The following is a 19,226-nucleotide window of genomic DNA, read 5'->3' on the forward strand; positions in this document are numbered from 1 at the left end:
ACCATGGATCTCAAGGAAACCGACATCCTCGGTTCAAGCATCGATCAGCATTGGTATTACGCCTCCAAAGCGGCGGCCACCACGCGAATGCTGGGCGACACGCCGTTCACAAGGATTCTCGACGTGGGCGCAGGCTCCGGGTTCTTTTCCCACCATTTGCTGACGCATTCGGCGGCCCGTGAAGCCTGGTGCGTCGACATCAGTTACGACGATGATTCGGACGCCACCACCGCCGGTAAACCGGTGCATTACCGTCGCGGCATCGACTCGGTGGACGCCGATCTGGTGCTGCTGATGGACGTGCTGGAGCATGTCGACGACGACGTCGGGTTGCTCAAGGCTTACGTCGATAAAGTCCCCTCCGGCAGCCGTTTCCTGATGACGGTGCCGGCGTTCCAGTTTCTCTGGAGCGGGCACGATGAGTTCCTGGAACACAAGCGCCGCTATACCTTGCCGCAGTTGGAGAAGGTGGCGCGGGAGGCCGGCTTGACCGTGAAGCAAGGGGCTTACTACTTCGGCCTGGTGTTCCCGATTGCCGCCACCCTGCGTTTGTTGCCTAAGGGTGCACAACCGTCGCCACCACGCTCGCAACTCAAGCAGCACCATCCGCTGGTGAATACGCTGTTGAAGACGCTGTGCAGCCTCGAACTGCCGTTCATGGGTGCGAATCGTCTGGCCGGGTTGACGGTGTTTGTCCTGGCGCAGAAGCCGTGACGTCAGCCGAAAAATCCGCCTTGATCAAGCGTGGCCTGCGCTTTGCCGTGACCGGGCTGTTCGTCACGGCCCTGCATGCGCTGGTGGCCGTGTTGTTCATCCATTACGTGCTGCCTCTGCCGCCTTTGGCCAATGGCGCGGCATTCGCCGTGGCGACTGTGGTGTCTTACCTGATCAATACCACCTGGAGCTTTTCCGCCCGTTTGCACGGCCGAACGCTGCTGCGCTTCATGATGGTTTCCGCTGCCGGTTTTCTGCTGGCGATGCTGGTGGCCTGGGTCGCGCAAATGGCCGGACTGCATTATTTGTTGGGCATCTGCGCGGTGGCGCTGACCATTCCGGCCTTCACTTTTGTATTGCATAACTTCTGGACGTATCGATGAAGGATTTAGCTAAACGCCTGCCGCTCAACCTCTTGCCGCTGTTGATCGGTGTTGTGGCCTTTTTCCTCATCATCGGGCCACGGGCGCTGAACCCGCAAAACATCGCGTGGCTGGGCAATGGCGATCCGGCGACGCATTACCTGGGATGGGCTTTTTTCCGGCAGTCGCCGTGGACTTTTCCCATAGGGCTCAATCCTTCCTACGGGTTGGAGTTAAGCAATGGCATCATTTTTTCTGACTCCAACCCGCTGCTGGCATTTCTGTTCAAACCCTTCGCTGCGCTGTTACCGACGCCTTTTCAGTATTTCGGCCTCTGGTTCCTGACCTGCTTTGTCTTGCAGGCCTGGTTCGCCTGGAAGGTAGTGGGGCTGATGTCGTCGCACGTGGGGGTGCGTGCCGTGAGTACGGCGTTGTTGCTCTTTGTTCCGCCAATGCTCATGCGCATGCCCTTTCATTTGTCCCTGGGCGGGCATTTTCTGCTGCTGGCCTCGTTTTACCTGAGCCTGCATCCGCACCTGCGCCATCGACGCCTGGCCTGGGGCGCGTTACTGGCGGCCGCCGCTTTGGTCCACGCGTACTTTCTGGCAATGGTTGCACTGATCTGGATCGCCGATCTGGTGGCCGGGTATTTCAGAAAGAAACTGACGCTGCGCTCTGCGTCGATCGAATTTCTTGCACTGTTTTCTCTGGTCAGCTTTTGCTGTTGGCAGGCCGGGTATTTTTCGGTGGGCACCGAAGGCGCGATCTCCGGTGGTTTTGGCATCTACGGCATGAACCTGCTGTCACTGTTCGATTCGGGGAACTGGTCCTATGTGTTGAAGGATCTGCCCGGTGTCCAAGGGTTCGGTGACGGCGAAGGGTTTGTTTTTCTGGGACTTGGTCTGATCACGCTGGGCATCTGTGCCGTGGTCGGTTTACTGCAAGGCAATACCGGTTTCGGGCAACAGGTGCGGCGGCGACCCTTTCTGCTGCTGGCGTTGATAGGGCTGACGGTGTTCGCCATTTCAAACCATGTGGCGCTGGGTTTGCTCGAGTTCACCTATCCGCTGCCGCCATTGGTGATTTCCATTGCCAACATCTTTCGCGCCTCGGGGCGAATGTTCTGGCCGGTGTACTACGCGATCATCTTCGCCATCATTTTCCTGGTCATTCGCGCCAACACGCCGCGCACGGCCTTGAGTCTGCTGTCGCTGGCGTTGCTGATACAGATTGTGGACACCCACGCCGGCTGGGTGGGGGTGCGCAAGCAATTGATGATGGAACCGGCGTCGAAGTGGGCGTCGCCCATGGTCGATCCGTTCTGGGAAAGCGCGGCAGCCCATTACAAGAACGTTCGCTGGATCGTTCCGCAGAATCTGTCCCCGCACTGGATGTCGGTGGCTGATTTTGCCGGCGCCCACGGTCTGGCGACGAATGCCGTTTACCTGGGGCGGATGGACACGGCCAACTGGATTGAATCCGAGCAGCAGACGGCCCGGGAAATGGCGTCGGGTAAATATGACGCCGACTCGTTGTACCTGCTCGATGAGCGTGCGTTGATCCAGTCTGTGAGAAACATTAATACCCAAACGGATCTCTTCGCCCGGATTGACGGCTTCACGGTGTTGGCTCCGGGCTGGAAGCAGTGCAGCACTTGCTTGCAGGCGACCTCGCAAATCAATCCGCTGGACCTGGTACCCGCCCTCGAACCCGGACAAAAGACGCTGTTCACTTACGGCAACAAGGGCGGCGCGTTGCTGGCCAAGGGCTGGTCCGAGACCGAACCCTGGGGTGTCTGGTCCAAAAACCCGGACGCTGAAGTCATGTTCCGGACCCTGGCGCCCGTGCACTCCTTGCGTCTGGAGACCACGGCGTTTCTGCCTCCCGGCCATGGGCGCCAACGTGTCGGCATCAGCATCAACGGCCTGCCGGCAATGAATACCCAACTAGAACAGGCCGATGGCAACATTATCGATGTGCGCCTCACTGCCGAGATGCAACAAAGGGTATCGAGTCAGGGCGTGTTGAGTCTGCAATTGCAGTTTGCCGACGCCGTCAGCCCGAAACAATTCGGGATAGGACAGGACGAGCGAAAACTCGCGCTCGGGTTGAAGACCTTGACGGTCAATTGAGGACGGGGGCACGTAGACGCCCCCGTCGTGCCTTTCTACACTGCCTGCTGTGTTGGGGCCCGGGGGCAAGGAATGAATCGCAACGAACTGCGCAAGGCTGACATCAACCTGATGGTGGTGTTCGAAACGTTGATGCTCGAGCGCAACGTCACGCGGGCGGCGGAGAAGCTGTTTCTCGGCCAACCGACCATCAGTGCCGCGCTCAACCGCCAGCGGACGATGTTCAACGATCCGCTGTTCATTCGGGTAGGCCATCGCATGGAACCGACCGCGCGGGCCGAAGAAATCATCCTGCATCTGTCGCCGGCGCTGGATTCGTTGTCGGTAGCCCTGAGCCTGACCCACGATTTCGACCCGACCAGCAGCACCATGACCTTTCGCATCGGGCTGTCGGATGATGTCGAGTTCGGCCTGCTGCCGCCGCTGCTACGCGCCTTGCGCCAGGAAGCGCCGAAGGTGGTGTTCGTGGTTCAGCATGTCGATTACTGGCGCATTCCCGACTTGTTGGCCTCCGGCGATATCACGGTCGGCATCAGCCAGACCCGCGGCCTGCCGGCCAACGCTAAACGCAAGTTACTGCGGCACATCCAGCCGAACATTTTGCGCGCCGATGCTTCGGACACCCCGCTGACCCTCGACGAATATTGCGCGCGCCCACATGTGTTGGTGTCGCACACGGCCAACGTCAGTGGCTACGCCGATGAATGGCTGGCAGAAATCGGCCGTACCCGTCAGGTCGTGCTGTCGGTGCCGCAGTACAGTTCGTTGCCGGCCTTGCTCGCCGGCACCGACCTGATCGCCAGCCTGCCGGACTACGCCGCCGAGGCGATGGCCGCGTCCGGCCATCTATTCAGGGAACCCTTTCCGTTCAAAACCCCGACGCTGGACTTGTCCATGGTCTGGCTCAGCCATGTCGATACCGACCCGGCCGAACGCTGGTTGCGCGCGCGGCTGGAGGCGTTCATGAGTGAGCGCCCGGAGTTGCCGCTGCCCAAATGAGTCAGGCGACGCTGTGTTATATGTAAGTCCTTTCTGCACACTACCAGGAGCCAAACCATGCCCCACCTGCACATGGAATACACCGCCAACCTGCCCGGCCTGAACGCCGACGTGGCGTTGATTCGGCTCAATAATGCCTTGGTGGCTTCCGGTCAGTTTGCTGCGGAGTTCGATATCAAGAGCCGTGCGGTGAAGGTCGAGACGTTCAAGGTCGGCACGGCGATGGGGGAAAGGGCGTTTGTGCATGTGAAGCTGGCGCTGCTGAGCGGTCGCCCGCCGCAGATCAAAAAGCAGTTGTCCGATAGCCTGCTGGCCGTGGTGCAGGAACTGTGTGAATGGCCGACGGGGGTTGAAGTCCAGTTGTGCGTGGAGATCCTCGATATCGACCGTGAGTCCTACACCAAGACCGCCATCGGCCACTGATTTTCAGGCCATTTCCTGCTCGGCGCAGGCTTTGATCACTTGCTCGCGCAACCACGTGTGGGCGCTGTCCTGATCGACGCTTTGATTCCACTGCATCTCCAGGGTGAAACCCGGCAAGCCGTTGGGCGCTTCGCAGTGATTGAAGACCGCCTCGTTGGCCAGCAATTGCTGGATACGGCGGGGCAACGTCAGGATGAAGTCGGTGCCGGTGATCATTTTCAGCGCCGCGCTGTAGCTGTTGGAGCGCGCGATAATCTGCCGTTTGTGCGCCTGTCGCGCCAGCCAGCCATCGACCATGTTAGTGGTGGACGTCCACGGCGTCGGAAACACATGCCGGCGTTCGACAAACGCCTTCAGGCTTAAACGTGGTTCCAGTGGCGTGGCGCGTTTGTCAAAGACGCAGACCAGATCATCTTCCAGCAACAACCGGGATTTGAAGTCGCTGTGGCTGCGATGAAGATGGGGGCCGAAACAAATCACCAGGTCGAGGCTGCCATCGCGCAGGTCTTCGGCGGGGATGTCGGTTTCGAACTTGTGCATGTTGACCATCACCGGCAGGTCGGCGAAATCAAAGCTTTTCAACAGGCGCGGCAGGATCAACTGCTCGAAGTATTCCGGTGCGCAGATATTGAACGTGACCGGTTGCAAGGTCGGGTCGAACGCCTGGGCGCCGGCGTGGCAGAGGTTGATGCTTTCGAGGATCTTCAGCACATGGGTGTACATGGTGCTGGCTTTGTAGGTGGGGCGCATACCCGTGCGGGTATTGATGAATAACTCGTCTTCAAAACTGGTGCGCAGTTTCTTCAGGCAGTAACTCACGGTGGACTGGCTGACGCAAAGCGCCTCCGACACACCGGTGACGCTGCTTTGCTCATACACGGCGACAAACACCATGAGGTCCTGCATATCGAGCTTTCTAAGCAAGTTACTGTTCAGCATCCGTTCTGTCTCGCTGTGCTCCTTGCGCTGACTGTGCGCAAACGTGTGCGAACGATCCTAACGGAACGATGGTGCCAGGAGAATGCCCTGTAAGAAGTTTCGCTGTCGGTTGTGGGACAGAAAATGTTGCGAACACGACGCCTGAATCTGATCCCACAAAACATGGCCAGAAGCCTCTATCCCGAACGGTGGCAGGCATTGCATGGCAAGGTGATGAAGGCGGCTTAGGTCTCTTCAGGAAATTGTTGGGCGTAATACTGTGGATTGAAACGCAGGGCCATCAGGATCATCAGCGCCATGACACCGATCAGGCACCACCAGGCCCATTCGAAGCTGCCCGACTGATCGCGCACGCTCCCGGCCATCAGCGGCGAGAGGCCGGCGATCAAGTAGCCAATGCCCTGTACGAAAGCCGTCAGCCCGCCAGCGCGTTGCGGGTTGTCGAGGTGATCCAGCGACACAATAAGGCTCATCGGGAACAGGCCGCCGATGCCCAGCCCCAACAGGCACGGCCAGAGCAGGCTGAAGTGTTGCGGGCTGAGGATCAGCCCGCAGAAACCGGCCATGATCAGCGCCAGCAACACCATCAGCACCAGACGTCGGTCACGGCTGCGGTTGGCGATGGCGGGGGTCACCAGCCCGGACACCACTTCCATGGCCGTCAAGAAGCCCAGCAGCAAACCGGCATTTTGTTCGCTCCAGCCCTTTTCCACGTAGTACGGCGCCAGCCAGGCCAGCACACAGGTGTAGGACGCAGTGCCCAAACCGAAGAAGATGGCGAGTAACCAGGCGCGGGAATTGGTGAAGTAGGATGCCTTTCGTGGGACTTGTTCCTCGGGCTTTGGTGCCACGTGGCGTCCGGCCGTCCAGAACAGCAATGCTACCAGGGCCAGCGCGGCCCAGATTGCCAGCCCCACGCGCCAACTGCCGGTATGGGCCATCACCAGGGGCGCAAACGAGGCCGCTATTGCCGCACCGCCCATGATCGACGTCACATAGAGCCCCATGCAGACGGGAACGTTGTCGCTGAATCGGGATTTGATCAGCGCCGGCATCAATGCCTGGATCAGCGCAATACCAATGCCGGCCAACATGGCGCTGAGGATCAGTTCGGTGGCCGAGTCCACGAACAGCCGCGTGACCGTGGCCAGGCCAATGATCAGCAGCGAAATCACCACCGTGCGCTGTTCGCCGAGGCGTTGGCTGACGCTCAAGCCGAAGAACATCGCCAGCCCCATGGCCATGACCGGCAACATGGTCAGCAGCGAGGCCAGGCTGAAACTCAACGGGATGTCCCCGCGAATCGCCGACAGCAAGGGCCCGACAGCCGCCATCGACGGCCGCAGGTTCAGGGCGACGAGGAGGATGCTGACCATCAGCCAGAGGGCAGGGCGGGAAGTTGCGCGAACGTTTTCCATCAATCGGACCTTGAATAATCAGGAGCCGATTAGGCGCGCGAGGGCGGGAGGCCGCAAATCAGATAGTCCGTAGCGGTATTTAAAAATCAAATACCTTCGCCTCAACACGGTTCCCCTGTGGGAGCGAGCCTGCTCGCGATTGCGGAGTGTCAGTCGATGCATGTGTTGGCTGACATTGCGCAATCGCGAGCAGGCTCGCTCCCACAGGGGCTATTGGTGTTTGGGAGATGGATTGTTTAGTCTGCCCACACCCAAAGTTCTTCAAATCCCGATTTAACGACCTGACCACCCGTGTGACGCTGCTGCTCATCTGTTTTCTGCGGTCATTTCTATGGACGGTTGCCCCGTCGCACTTCCCTCCGAATTAGCCTTCTGGGCGCTCTGGCACTGCCGTCACGCGCGCCCACCGGATTCCTGCCTTTCCCGTTGATTCTTCTGACAGGTCCTGCGCTGTGCGCCGGGATCAAACCGGCAGCGCCCGCGCGTTGCCTGACGCGGAAATAAGAGAATTCCCATGAGTTGTGCCACGACCTCCTTCGCCACGAAGCAAGAAGCTTTGACCTTTCTCGAACAGAACCCGGATATCGAGATGTTCGAGTTGTTCATCCTCGACAACAACGGCGTGCCTCGGGGCAAGTTGCTGCATCGTGATGAACTGCTGGCGGTGTACGAAAGCGGGCGGCCGTTGCCCAGCACCATTCTCGGCCTGACCATCAACGGCGATGACGTGGAAAACTCCGGGTTGGTCTGGGACGTCGGCGACATCGATTGCAGGGCCTACCCGATCAGCGGCAGTTTGACGCGCATGCCGTGGCGGTTGATTCCGACGGCGGCGGTGCAGGTCAGCATGCACCCGAAGGAAGGCATGCCGGCGACGATTGCCGATCCTCGGCATCTGCTGGCGAAGGTGATCGAAGGCTTGCAGGCCGACGGTTATTACCCGGTGATGGCGGCGGAGCTGGAGTTCTATTTGCTGGATCAGCAGCGCGACAGCAACGGTCGGCCACAACCGGCGCGGGACGTCGATGGCGGACGACCGCGCTCGACGCAGGTCTACGGTTTGCGTGAGCTGGAGCAAATCGAGCCGTTTCTGGCGGATCTCTACAGTGCCTGCAAACTGCAGGGTATTCCGGCACGCACGGCGATTTCCGAATACGCGCCGGGGCAGGTGGAAATCACCCTCGAACACCGCACCGACGCGCTGCAGGCGATGGACGAAGCGGTGCGCTACAAACGGCTGGTCAAAGGTGTCGCGCATAAACACGGGATGGCCGCCTGCTTTATGGCCAAACCGTTCGATGACCTGGCGGGCACCGGCATGCACATGCACGTCAGCCTGGCGGACAAGGACGGCAACAACCTGTTCGCCAGCGAGTCCCCGGACGGCACGCCACTGCTCAAACACGCGGTCGGCGGCATGCTCAGTACCTTGCTCGATTCGTTGCTGCTGTTCTGCCCGAACGCCAACTCCTACCGTCGATTCCAGACCAACAGCTATGCGCCGCTGGCAGCGACCTGGGGGGTGGACAACCGCACCGTGAGTTTGCGCGTGCCCGGCGGCCCGGCGTTCTCCCGGCACATCGAGCACCGCATCTGCGGCGCCGACGCCAACCCATATCTGGCGGCAGCGGCGATTCTGGCCGGCATCCATCGCGGTATTCGCGAACAGCTCGACCCGGGTGCACCCGTGGAAGGCAATGGTTACGCTCAGGCCGCGGAATTGTTGCCAACCGATTGGCTGACCACCTTGCGGGCGCTGGAAGGTTCGAGCTGGGCGCGTGAAGCGTTCGGCGGAGAATTCCTTGGCGTGTACCTGGCGGTGAAGCGCGCCGAGTATCGGCAGTTCATGGGCGAAGTCGGGGAGCAGGACTGGCGTTGGTATTTACATCAGGCCTGAACAAAAGCTGAACCATTCTCAAATAAGTTAAAAGTGTCGATCTCATAACAGGAGCCAACTAATCGTTGGCTTCTTTTTCACAAAAAATTGATGGTTGGCTGCCTAAAGTTAGTGCTGTCACGGTAAATGAAATTTTCACATTTGCCGAGGGCCCTTCTTTTCAGGAACAGCCAATCATCATGTTGAAGTTCAAGCCCGTGCGCCCGGAGTGGGTGACACTGATTGCCAGCGCCTTTCTTTTGACTGGCTTTAATTTAGTGCTCTGGCAGCACCTGTTTGATATCACCGCGTCCGACGGCAAGGGCATCGTCCTGCGCGTCGCGTTCGGCGTGATGATTCTCGCGGCGTTCAATATTGTGCTGACCTTCCTGGCGTTCCGGCGGGTGATGAAACCGGTGTTGATGCTGATCTTCATGATCAGTGCTGGAGTGGCTTACTTCATGAGCCAATACGGTGTGCTGATCGACACCGGCATGTTGCGCAACTTTGCGCAAACCAACGCGACGGAAGTGCGTGATTTACTCTCGTTGAAGTTGTTGGTCTATAGTCTTCTGCTCGGTATTTTGCCTTCGTGGTTATTGTGGAAAGTTCCGGTTAATTACCGCCGCTGGCACCGTGAGTTGTTAAGTAAGGCACTGGTGAGTGTCGCTTCAGTCGCGGTCATCGGTGGTGTCGCTCTGGTGAACTATCAGGGGCTGTCCTCGTTGTTTCGCAATCACCATGAATTGCGTCTGATGGTGGTGCCGAGTAACTACATCGGTGCTTCGCTCGGTTTTATGCGCGAGCAAGTCGTTTCCGCCCGGCAGCCGTTCGTCAGAGTCGGTGAGGATGCCCAGCGCAATCCCGCCTGGCAGACTCATGGGCGTAAATCCCTGACGGTGTTGGTCGTCGGCGAAAGTGCCCGGGCCGAGAACTTCGGCGTTCTGGGTTACAACCGCGACACCACCCCAAAACTGGATAAGGAAGCCGGCCTGATCGCGTTCACCGATGTGCATTCCTGCGGCACGGAAACGGCCGTGTCGGTGCCGTGCATGTTCTCGAACATGGGCCGCAAGAATTACAACGCCAGCACGGCGAAGAATGAAGAGGGCCTGCTGGACGTGCTCAAGCGTGCCGGTCTGGACGTGATCTGGCGTGACAATCAATCGGGCTGTAAAGGCACGTGCGACCGGGTCACCCTCGATGACGTCAGCAACCTCAAGGACCCGGTGCTGTGCGCCAACAGTGAATGCCGCGACGAAATTCTCCTGCAAGGCCTGCAGCACTTTATCGACACCCTGGATAAAGACACCGTGCTGGTCCTGCACCAGATGGGCAGCCATGGCCCGGAATACTTCAAGCGCTACCCGAAAGAGTACGAACGCTTTACTCCAGTCTGTGAAAGTAATGCGCTGAACAATTGCAGTCGCGAAAGTATCGTCAATGGCTACGACAACACGCTGGTGTACACCGACCACGTTCTGTCGACGTTGATTGATACGTTGCGCAGCAACCAGGACAAAGTCGATACCGCGATGGTTTACCTGTCGGACCACGGCGAATCCCTGGGCGAATACAACCTGTTCCTCCATGGCACGCCTTACATGCTGGCACCGGAACAACAGAAACACGTGGCCATGCTGGCGTGGTTCTCCGACAGCTACCAAAAGTCGTTCTCGGTGGACACCCATTGCCTGCAACTTAGCCGCGACAAGCCCCTGAGCCAGGACAACCTGTTCCATTCGATGCTCGGTCTGCTGGAGGTCAACAGCAAGGTCTACAACCAGGATCTGGACATGTTTGCCGGTTGCCGCGGCGCCGTGATCGACGGTGTGTTGGCCAAAGAGTAAGCGTTTCGACCTTTTTTTCACGTACCGGTCGCTAGCCTGCGACCGGTACATATTCCGACAAGAGTCATTGCACATGTCCGCGCAGCCCCCTTCCGCCATCGAGCTTGAGTTCGCCCGGCGCTACGATCAGGAACACGCCCGCGTCTGTCTTCAGTCGCGGCCGCGTGGCTTGGTGGGGCGCTTGACGTTCTGGCGCGACGAGCAACTGGTGCGCAACGCGTTAAAGGTCGCCGGTGAGCCGGGCTTGATTCTTGATGTGGCCTGTGGTGCCGGGCGTTTCTGGCCGGTGTTGGCCGAGCATATGAACCGCGTGATCCTCGCGTCCGACCCTTCGCAGGACATGCTCAACCACGCCCAGACTCACCATTCGCCAAGCTTGCTCAAGCGGATCAAGACGTTCCAGAGTTCAGCCTTCACCCTTGGCTTGTCGGCGAACGCGGTCGACAGCATTTTTTGCATGCAACTGTTTCAGCACATCGACAGCCCGGTGCATCGGCTAGCCCTGCTGTCGGAGTTCCACCGTGTGAGTCGCGATACGGTGATTTTGGCGGTACGGGTCGATGCCCATTTCAAACTCAGCCAATCGGGCGCTAATGCCCGGCAGCTGGCCGGCAAGGCCGAGGTCGAAGCCGAATTCAGGCTCGCGGGTTTCAGCTTGCTCAGTCACCAGGACTTCCTGCCCGGTTGTGCACGGATGCGGGTCTACGTGCTGCGCAAGGCCAGTTAACCTCCGCTTGTCAGACATTTCTTGCCGTCTGGCAGGTCTTTTCGCTAAAGCTCTTGTTCAGTGGATGCGCGGAAATCGCCGGGGGCGATATATACTGCGCGCCATTCTTCAAGGGAGAGCCGTGTGGCCATCGATATTCACTGGATTCGCGACAACGATAGCCTCGGTCAGTTTTGCGCCGAGTGGCAGCAGCTGCCATTCGTTGCCCTCGACACCGAATTCATGCGGGTCGACACCTTTTACCCGATCGCAGGCCTGCTGCAGATCGGCGATGGCGTACGCGCTTACCTGATTGACCCACTGACCATCGACAACTGGCAGCCGCTGGCCGCGTTGCTGGAAAACCCGGCCGTGGTCAAAGTCGTCCATGCGTGCAGCGAAGACCTCGAAGTGTTGCTGCGTCTGACCGGCAGCCTGCCGGCGCCGCTGTTCGATACGCAACTGGCCGCCGCTTACCTGAACCTCGGTTTCTCGATGGGTTATTCGCGATTGGTGCAGGAAGTGCTCGGCATCGACCTGCCCAAGGGCGAAACCCGTTCCGACTGGCTGCAACGTCCGTTGTCCGACACCCAGATCAGCTACGCCGCCGAAGATGCTTTGCACCTGGCGGAAGTTTTCGTACAGCTGCGTCCGAAGCTGTCTGACGACAAGTACGCCTGGGTCCTGGAAGACGGCGCCGAGCTGGTGGCCAACCTGCGCCGCGAGATCGATCCCTACGAGGTCTATCGCGAAGCCAAACTGGCTTGGAAGCTCTCCCGCGCCCAACTCGCCGTGTTGCGCGAGCTCTGCGCCTGGCGTGAGCGCGAAGCACGCGCCCGCGACCTGCCGCGCAATCGCATTGTGCGTGAGCACTCCCTGTGGCCATTGGCGCGCACGCAACCGGACAACCTCGGCGCCTTGGCGAAAATCGAAGACATGCACCCGCGTACCGTGCGTCAGGACGGCGAATTTCTGCTTGATCTGATCAAGCGCTCTGGCAGTGTGTCGCCAGATCAATGGCCGCTCGCCGTGCCAGAGCCTTTGCCGGTGGACGCCGCCAACCTGGTCAAACAGCTGCGTGCGATCGGCCAGGCCGAAGCCGAGCGCCTGAACATTGCGCCGGAACTGATGCTGCGCAAGAAAACCCTGGAAGCGCTGCTGAAGAGCGGTTACCCCAACGGTCCTTACCAATTGCCTGATTCGCTGCGTGGCTGGCGCCGCGAATTGATGGGCCAGGCGCTGCTCGACAGCCTGGCCACCGCCGGAGAACAGCCTTGAAACGTATTTGCTCCATCTATCGAAGCCTGAAGAAAAACGAGATGTACCTCTATGTGCTCAAAAGCGATGCACTGGAACGTGTCCCGGAAAGTTTGATGGCCGCCTTCGGCAAACCTCATCACGCTTTCGACCTGGTGCTGACCCCCGAGCGCAAGCTGTCGCGCGAGGACATCACCGTGGTCCTGGAAAACCTTGAGAAGCAGGGCTACCACCTGCAAATGCCGCCGGCCGAAGACGAATACATCGAACACTTGCCGGAAGAATTGCTGCGACGCAACGACCCGATGTGATCGGCAGACAGGCTCAGTTCAGAGTCTGTGTGAAACACTGGAATGATTTTGGCGATGGCCAGGGCGACGGAGCGAAACTCCGTCGGCGGCCGTTTGCACTGTTTTCGAAAGGTTTGAACCATGCGCGTTCTGATTGCTGAACACGACCACCCCGTGTACGCCCAACTGTTGCGTCAGGCTGCGCCTGATCTGGAAGTGCTGACCAGCGGCGACTCCGCCGAACTGGCCAGCCAGGCGGCCGACTGCCCGATCTGGCTGGGCCAGCCGGACCTGTTGGCGAACCTGTTGCGCCAGGGCCACCAGCCACAATGGCTGCAATCGACATGGGCCGGCATCACGCCGCTGCTGGCCGACGGTTTGCGCCGCGATTATCGGCTGACGCGAGCGGTGGGGATTTTTGGTCAGGTCATGGCCGAATACGTCCTGACCTACATGCTCGGCCACGAGCGCGAAGTGCTGGCGCGGCTGGTCAGCCAAGTCGAACGCAAGTGGGACAGTCGTCAGGGTCAGAGCCTGGCGGGACGTAAGGTGTTGATCGTCGGCACCGGTGACATCGGTCTGACCGTGGCGCAGTTCCTCGTGCCGTTTGGCGTCGAGTTGTATGGCATCGCCAGCACCGCCCGCGAGCAGGCGCCATTTGTTGAAGTCGGCGCGCTGGCGGACTTGCCACGGCTGGTCGGTGACGTGGATTTCGTCATCAATCTGCTGCCCAACACCCCCAATACCCACGACTTGTACGACGCGGCGCTGTTCAAGCAGTTCAAGCCGACCGGGTTGTTCATCAACGTCGGGCGTGGCGTGGCCGTGGTGGACGCGGACCTGGTCGAAGCCCTGAAAGAAGGGCATCTGGCGGGCGCGGTCATCGACGTTTGCCGTCAGGAGCCGCTGCCGCAGCGTCATCCATTCTGGACCGCCTGGGGCTTGCTGCTGACCGGCCACAGCTCGGCACCGACCTCGCCATCGATGATGGTCAACCTGTTTGTCGAAAACCTGCGGGCGTATCAGGCGGGCGAGGCGTTGCGCGGGGAAGTCGACTTCAACCGTGGCTACTGAACCACTCGAATAGTGTGCAAAACCTGTGGGAGCGAGCCTGCTCGCGATAGCGGTCTGTCAGTCAATATTTACGGAGACTGATACACCGCCATCGCGAGCAGGCTCGCTCCCACATTGTTTTTGCGGTGTCGCTTAGAGGGTGAAGTTGCCTTCGGCCGCCAGTTCGCTCAGCGGGCGGCGCGGGCTTGGCTCTTCGCGCGCTTGCAGGTAATCGGCCAGCGTCGCTTTATCGCCCAGTTTGCCCACGGCCACCGCCGCGTGCAGTGCGTAACCTTCAGGAATGTTCAGCTCTTTGCGGGTCAGGTCCTGGTCGAAACCGGCCATGCCGTGGGTGTGCCAGCCGCTGATGCTCGCTTGCAGCGCCAAGTGGCCCCAGGCAGAACCGGTGTCGAAGGTGTGCCACAGGGCCGGGGTTTCTTCGGTGGCGCCGGGTACCGCGAAGGTGGTTTTCGAAACCACGATCACCAATGCCGAGGCGTGTTGCGCCCAGCCGCGGTTGAATTCATTCAGCAGGCCCAGAAAACGCTCCCAGTTCGGCGTATCGCGACGCGCGTAGAGAAACCGCCAAGGTTGCGAGTTGTAGGCCGATGGCGCCCAGCGTGCGGCTTCGAAGAAGCTCAGCAAGGTTTCTTCGGGAATGGTTTCGCCGGTGAAGGCGCGGGGCGACCAGCGATCGGTGAACTGAGGGTGGATCGCATAATCGGCAACGCGTGGATTGGCACTCATCAGAGATTCCTTGCTTCGTTTGAAAGTGAGGGTCGGCGAAAACCTGCGGGCGCAGTTGGGCTGAGCGCTAAGGTTTTTCCAGAGCCTGGCAGTTCACCTGAATGCAACGCGGTTGAGCGTTAATGGCATTTGGGCATGGCTCCTTGCGACTGGCAAAGCTACGTGGCGGCGCAAAAACTGACAAGCCCCGTTCTACCGGCAGTCGCCAATGCTTGGCCCGCAAGGGCCTTGGCACTAGACTGGCGGCCTTTTCACCACCTGATGTTGATGCTCGAACCATGGCCGCCAAAGTCGAACCGTTCTGGATACGCAAAACCCTCGATCAACTCGATCCGCAGGAGTGGGAATCGCTGTGCGACGGTTGCGGTCTGTGCTGCCTGCAAAAGCTCGAAGATGAAGAAGACAATTCCGTCTATTACACGCGCATCGCCTGCAAACTGCTGGACCTGAAAACCTGCCAGTGCAGTGATTACCCGAACCGTCGTGACTTTGTGCCGGACTGCATCCAGCTCACGCCGGGCAAGGCCGAAGAGTTCCGCTGGTTGCCGCCGACCTGCGGTTATCGACTGGTCAGTGAAGGCAAGGACTTGCCCCTGTGGCATCACCTGGTGTGCGGTGATCGTGATGCGGTGCACCACGAACGCATTTCCCAGTCCGGGCGCATGCTCGCCGAAGGCAGCGTGGCCGAAGACGATTGGGAAGATCATCTGATTTTCCGCGCGGGTTAATGTGGCGAGGGAGCTTGCTCCCGCCTGAGTGCGCAGCACTCACCAAACAGGCGATAACTACTAAAATCGGGGCCGCTACGCAGCCCGGCGCGAGCAAGCTCGCTCGCCACAACAGGAGTGTCTATGGCTGTGGGATTGCGGCGGGCGTTGGTCGTTGGGCTATGGGCCCTGAGTTCGCCCGTGTGGGCGGCGAAGAAGGTCGATCTGGATTATCACGTGCGCCTGTTGCCGCAAAGCGACCAAGCCGAAGTGCGGCTGACCCTGGCCCAGGGCTCGGCGGTGCGCAGTCTTGATTTCGATCTGGGCGACGGCAGCCACTACAGCGATTTCAAGGCCGACGGCCAATGGCAGCTCACGCCGGGCAAGCAGGCGCGTGGGGTTTGGCGTCCGACCACTGACAAGGCGAGCCTGACCTACCGCGTGCGCATCAGCCATGGACGCAAGAGCGGCAGCTTCGATACGCGCATGACGCCCACCTGGGCGCTGATGCGCGGTGACGACCTCGTGCCACCGGCCAGACTCGATCAGCAGGACGGCATCGAGCTGGTTTCACGCCTTGAATTCGAACTGCCCAGCGGCTGGAAAAGCGTCGAGACTGCCTGGCCGCGCATCGGCAAGAACAAATTCCGCATCGATAACGTCTCTCGACTGTTCGACCGGCCGACGGGCTGGATGCTCGCCGGCCACCTCGGCAGCCGTCGCACACGGCTGGGGGAAACCGAAGTCACCGTCGCCTCGCCCCAAGGCCAGGGCATGCGCCGCATGGACGTGCTGACGCTGCTGACCTTTGTCTGGCCGCAGGTTCAAGCCGTGTTCCCCCGTCATCCCGTTAAATTGCTGATCGTCGGTGCCAACGATCCGATGTGGCGCGGCAGCCTGGCCGCGCACGAATCGATCTATCTGAATACCCGTCTGCCGCTGGTCAGCGAAAGCGGCACCAGCGCGGTGGTGCGTGAATTGGCGCAGGTGTTCGGGCGGATCAACGACCAGCAGCGCAGCGACTGGATCAGCGAAGGATTTGCCGAGTATTACGCCATCGAACTGGTGCGCCGCGCCGGCGGTATGAGTGATGAGCGGTATGAGAGTTTGCACCGCAGGTTGGTCAAGGACAGCCAGAAAGTCACCACGTTGCGTGGCGAACAGGTGAACCCGGCGCAGGTCTCGAAAGCGGTGGTGTTGCTACAGGAGCTGGATCGCGAGATCCGTTTGAAAACGCGCAACAAGCGCTCGCTCGATGATGTGTTGCGCGGGGCGATGCATCTGGGGAGTGTGGATACCAAGGAATTTATTCAACTGGCCGTGAGTGTGATCGGCGAGTCATCCAAAGTCCTCGACACCGAGTTGCTTCAGTAAAACCGCCTTCGCGAGCAAGCCTCGCTCCTACAGGGTTTTGGTGTTATCACGCCAATCCTGTAGGAGCGAGGCTTGCCCGCGAAGAGGCCGTCAGTCTCGGCGAAACTCCCGAATCAAACCCCGGTTTTAGGCGATTTCAGCGAATCATTGCCCGTCACCGTCGCGGTATGGGTCGCCGCCTCGGCATTCGCCTTCAACTTGCTCAATTCTTCCCCGGCCCGCTCGATCTTCGCCCGAACGTTGTTCATGTCCTGACGGCTTTTCTCCAGCAGGCTTTTCGCCGAGCTGTGCCCGGTAATTCCGCGAGCCAGCGCGACTCCGCCGATGGCCACCTGGATCAACCCGAAAATACCGCCGCGACGCAGGCCCTTGCTCATCATCACCACGCCGCCAGCCAGGGAGCCGACGCGCTCCCAGCCGTGTACGTTCTGTTCGGAATGAGTCTGGAACGGGGTGGATTCAATGCGTTCTACGCGTTTGAGTTCGCTCATGATCTGTCTCCAGGCAGGAATGACTGCTTCAACAATAGATAGTTAAGCTGACTGCCGGGGCGGTCGGCTCGTTCCATCGAATGTGCGGTGATTCAGCGGAATTTTGCCCCGGAGCGGGTGTTGAGGCCCTTGGACATGCGGTCGTAGAGGACGACGTTGACGGTGGCAGCCAGGTTCATGCAACCGGTGGTCGGGATGTAGACCACGTCTTCGCACCAGTCGCGAATCTCTTTATCCAGTGAACCGTCTTCCGGACCGAAGATGTACAGCGCGCGGTCCGGGTGGGTGTATTCGGGGAGCGAGCGGGCGCCTTCGACCAGTTCCACCGCGACCGGGACGCAGCCCAATGGCAGGATTTTCTTCAAATCGTCGATGCCGATCAGCGGGATGTCGTAGTGGACGCGCTTGGTGTCGGTGACGAAGTCGGCGGCGCGTTCGTAACGCTTGCCGGTGTAGAACACGGACGCCACGCCATAGCAGCCGGCGGCGCGCATGACCGAGCCGACGTTTTCCGGTGATTTGGGGTTATACAAACCAATGCAGCTGTACCGTTTGTCTGCCACGAGCGGGGTGCCTTCGGGAAAAAACGGCGATTATACGGGGATTGGGGGAGGGGTGTTCAGTTTGGAGATTGGTGGTGCCTGGGAGATTGTCTTGGCGGGCAAGACTCGCTCCTACAGGTACAGAGCCGATCACAATCTGGTGAACGACATATATCCGTAGGAGCGAGGCTTGCCCGCGAAGAGGCCAGTCCAGCCAATGAAAATCTTCAGTCGTCCTTCTTCATCAACCCCGCCAACGCCGCAAACGGGTTATGCGTCGCCTTGGCAATCTTCGGCGTGCTCAGCGAGCCTTCGTGAAAATACTGCTGGTCGGTATACCGGGAGTGTTCGTTGTCGTGGCAATACAGGCACAACAATTCCCAGTTCGAGCCATCCTGCGGGTTGTTGTCGTGGTTGTGGTCGCGGTGGTGCACGGTCAGTTCGCTCAGGCGCTTGCCGGAGAACTCGCGGGCACAGCGGCCGCACACGTGCGGGTACATTTTCAGGGCCTTGTCGCGGTAACCCATTTCCTTGTCGCGCTGGTTGTCGGCGAGGATGCGATCCAGCTTCGAGGTATTGGTCGGCGTTGACGAACTCATGGGTTCACCTTTGTAAAAGACTAATGACGGTTATGACCGGAGTTTAGCTCAGCCCTTGAGCTTCTCGGCAATCCAGATGGTGTGGCGCGTGCCTTTGTTGCCGTGGGCGAAGACCTGGACCTCTTCGGCCTTGAAACCGGCCTTCTTCAGTTTGTCGGAAAACTGCTTGTCGGCGCTGGCCGACCACACCGCCAGTACGCCTTTGGGCCGCAGGGCCTTGGCGCAGGCACTTAGGCCCCCGGCGGAGTAGAGCCAGCTGTTGGCCCTTTGGGTCAGGCCTTCGGGGCCGTTGTCGACGTCGAGCATGATCGCGTCGAAGCCTTGCGGCTCGGCTTGCAGGACTTTGGCCACGTCTTCCATGCGAATCACGGTGCGCGGATCGAGTAGCGGATTCCCGGCTTTCTCGCCTAACGGCCCGCGATTCCATTCCACCACGCCAGGCACCAGTTCGGCGACCACCACTTCAGCGGTCTTGCCCAAATGCTTGAGGGCGGAGGCGAGGGTGAAGCCCATGCCGAGGCCGCCGATCAGCACCCGTGAGTTCGGCCGGCCGGCCACCTTGCGGCACGGGATCTCGGCCAGGGCATCTTCGGAACCGTGCATGCGGGTGTTCATCAACTGCCCGCCGTCGCCGCCCTGGATCTTGATGACGAAATCCTCGCCATACTCGAACAGGCACAAGGCGCCGCCGTTTTCAGGGATAGGGGCGGTGTCGAGGAGAACGAAACGTTTCATGGAAATCTCAAA

General features: G+C 59.9%; 20 protein-coding genes. 13 read left to right on the plus strand and 7 right to left on the minus strand.

Translation table 11 applies throughout. The features are described from left to right. Positions 1 to 3 precede the first annotated feature (3 nt). From ACA068_RS08030 to ACA068_RS08050, 5 genes are all read left to right on the plus strand, one after another. On the plus strand, positions 4 to 714 hold the full coding sequence (locus ACA068_RS08030; protein WP_497308969.1) for a class I SAM-dependent methyltransferase: 711 nt from the start codon (positions 4 to 6) through the stop codon (positions 712 to 714). Beyond that, on the plus strand, positions 711 to 1,097 hold the full coding sequence (locus tag ACA068_RS08035; protein WP_497308971.1) for a GtrA family protein: 387 nt from the start codon (positions 711 to 713) through the stop codon (positions 1,095 to 1,097). The genes ACA068_RS08030 and ACA068_RS08035 overlap by 4 nt, the downstream gene beginning before the upstream one ends. Next, the gene (locus ACA068_RS08040; RefSeq protein ID WP_497308973.1) at positions 1,094 to 3,208 is read left to right on the plus strand and encodes a DUF6311 domain-containing protein; all 2,115 of its coding nucleotides are present in this window, start codon (positions 1,094 to 1,096) and stop codon (positions 3,206 to 3,208) included. The genes ACA068_RS08035 and ACA068_RS08040 overlap by 4 nt, the downstream gene beginning before the upstream one ends. Positions 3,209 to 3,280: 72 nt before the next feature. After that, on the plus strand, positions 3,281 to 4,207 hold the full coding sequence (locus ACA068_RS08045; RefSeq protein ID WP_497308975.1) for a LysR substrate-binding domain-containing protein: 927 nt from the start codon (positions 3,281 to 3,283) through the stop codon (positions 4,205 to 4,207). Positions 4,208 to 4,264: 57 nt separating this feature from the next. After that, positions 4,265 to 4,630 (plus strand): 5-carboxymethyl-2-hydroxymuconate Delta-isomerase, encoded by a 366-nt coding sequence (locus ACA068_RS08050; RefSeq protein ID WP_497308977.1) that lies wholly within the window; start codon positions 4,265 to 4,267, stop codon positions 4,628 to 4,630. A gap of 3 nt (positions 4,631 to 4,633) precedes the next feature. On the opposite strand, the gene ACA068_RS08055 is transcribed toward ACA068_RS08050, so the two are convergent. Both ACA068_RS08055 and ACA068_RS08060 read right to left on the minus strand, forming a co-directional pair. Continuing rightward, a complete protein-coding gene (locus ACA068_RS08055) occupies positions 4,634 to 5,569 on the minus strand; it encodes a LysR family transcriptional regulator (RefSeq protein WP_497308979.1) in 936 nt (311 codons plus the stop codon). Positions 5,570 to 5,793: 224 nt separating this feature from the next. Then, complete coding sequence (locus ACA068_RS08060) at positions 5,794 to 6,987, minus strand: cyanate transporter (RefSeq protein ID WP_497308981.1); 1,194 nt, start codon at positions 6,985 to 6,987, stop codon at positions 5,794 to 5,796. Between the two features lie 514 nt (positions 6,988 to 7,501). Between ACA068_RS08060 and ACA068_RS08065 the strand changes: the two genes are divergently transcribed. The 6 genes from ACA068_RS08065 (at position 7,502) to ACA068_RS08090 (ending at position 14,040) form a co-directional block, all read left to right on the plus strand. Beyond that, complete coding sequence (locus ACA068_RS08065; protein ID WP_497308983.1) at positions 7,502 to 8,884, plus strand: glutamine synthetase family protein; 1,383 nt, start codon at positions 7,502 to 7,504, stop codon at positions 8,882 to 8,884. A 179-nt stretch (positions 8,885 to 9,063) separates the two neighbouring features. Further along, positions 9,064 to 10,713, plus strand: a complete 1,650-nt coding sequence (locus tag ACA068_RS08070; protein WP_497308985.1) for a phosphoethanolamine transferase — start codon at positions 9,064 to 9,066, stop codon at positions 10,711 to 10,713. A 73-nt stretch (positions 10,714 to 10,786) separates the two neighbouring features. Further along, a complete protein-coding gene (locus ACA068_RS08075; protein WP_497308987.1) occupies positions 10,787 to 11,440 on the plus strand; it encodes a class I SAM-dependent methyltransferase in 654 nt (217 codons plus the stop codon). 123 nt (positions 11,441 to 11,563) lie between these two features. Beyond that, positions 11,564 to 12,697, plus strand: coding sequence for a ribonuclease D (gene rnd, locus ACA068_RS08080; RefSeq protein ID WP_497308989.1), 1,134 nt, complete (start codon positions 11,564 to 11,566; stop codon positions 12,695 to 12,697). After that, positions 12,694 to 12,987: a YcgL domain-containing protein gene (locus ACA068_RS08085; RefSeq protein ID WP_007898694.1), complete on the plus strand. Its 294-nt coding sequence runs from the start codon at positions 12,694 to 12,696 to the stop codon at positions 12,985 to 12,987. The genes rnd and ACA068_RS08085 overlap by 4 nt, the downstream gene beginning before the upstream one ends. Positions 12,988 to 13,107: 120 nt before the next feature. Further along, positions 13,108 to 14,040: a D-2-hydroxyacid dehydrogenase gene (locus ACA068_RS08090; RefSeq protein ID WP_497308991.1), complete on the plus strand. Its 933-nt coding sequence runs from the start codon at positions 13,108 to 13,110 to the stop codon at positions 14,038 to 14,040. A 132-nt stretch (positions 14,041 to 14,172) separates the two neighbouring features. On the opposite strand, the gene ACA068_RS08095 is transcribed toward ACA068_RS08090, so the two are convergent. Then, positions 14,173 to 14,766: a nitroreductase family protein gene (locus ACA068_RS08095; RefSeq protein WP_497308993.1), complete on the minus strand. Its 594-nt coding sequence runs from the start codon at positions 14,764 to 14,766 to the stop codon at positions 14,173 to 14,175. 278 nt (positions 14,767 to 15,044) lie between these two features. Between ACA068_RS08095 and ACA068_RS08100 the strand changes: the two genes are divergently transcribed. Together ACA068_RS08100 and ACA068_RS08105 are read left to right on the plus strand one after the other, a co-directional pair. Further along, positions 15,045 to 15,494: a YcgN family cysteine cluster protein gene (locus ACA068_RS08100; RefSeq protein WP_497297889.1), complete on the plus strand. Its 450-nt coding sequence runs from the start codon at positions 15,045 to 15,047 to the stop codon at positions 15,492 to 15,494. 123 nt (positions 15,495 to 15,617) lie between these two features. Further along, the gene (locus ACA068_RS08105) at positions 15,618 to 16,847 is read left to right on the plus strand and encodes a hypothetical protein (RefSeq protein WP_497308995.1); all 1,230 of its coding nucleotides are present in this window, start codon (positions 15,618 to 15,620) and stop codon (positions 16,845 to 16,847) included. A gap of 113 nt (positions 16,848 to 16,960) precedes the next feature. Here ACA068_RS08105 and ACA068_RS08110 read toward each other — a convergent pair whose 3' ends face one another. From ACA068_RS08110 to ACA068_RS08125, 4 genes are all read right to left on the minus strand, one after another. Then, positions 16,961 to 17,338, minus strand: coding sequence for a YgaP family membrane protein (locus ACA068_RS08110; RefSeq protein ID WP_094468629.1), 378 nt, complete (start codon positions 17,336 to 17,338; stop codon positions 16,961 to 16,963). Positions 17,339 to 17,430: 92 nt separating this feature from the next. Further along, positions 17,431 to 17,901, minus strand: coding sequence for an RNA methyltransferase (locus ACA068_RS08115; RefSeq protein WP_008153126.1), 471 nt, complete (start codon positions 17,899 to 17,901; stop codon positions 17,431 to 17,433). Positions 17,902 to 18,107: 206 nt separating this feature from the next. Beyond that, on the minus strand, positions 18,108 to 18,479 hold the full coding sequence (locus ACA068_RS08120) for a YajD family HNH nuclease (RefSeq protein ID WP_010462132.1): 372 nt from the start codon (positions 18,477 to 18,479) through the stop codon (positions 18,108 to 18,110). Positions 18,480 to 18,527: 48 nt separating this feature from the next. Continuing rightward, positions 18,528 to 19,214 (minus strand): spermidine synthase, encoded by a 687-nt coding sequence (locus ACA068_RS08125; RefSeq protein ID WP_027925870.1) that lies wholly within the window; start codon positions 19,212 to 19,214, stop codon positions 18,528 to 18,530. Positions 19,215 to 19,226: the final 12 nt, after the last annotated feature.

Source organism: Pseudomonas sp. LBUM1660 (genome assembly GCF_059695935.1).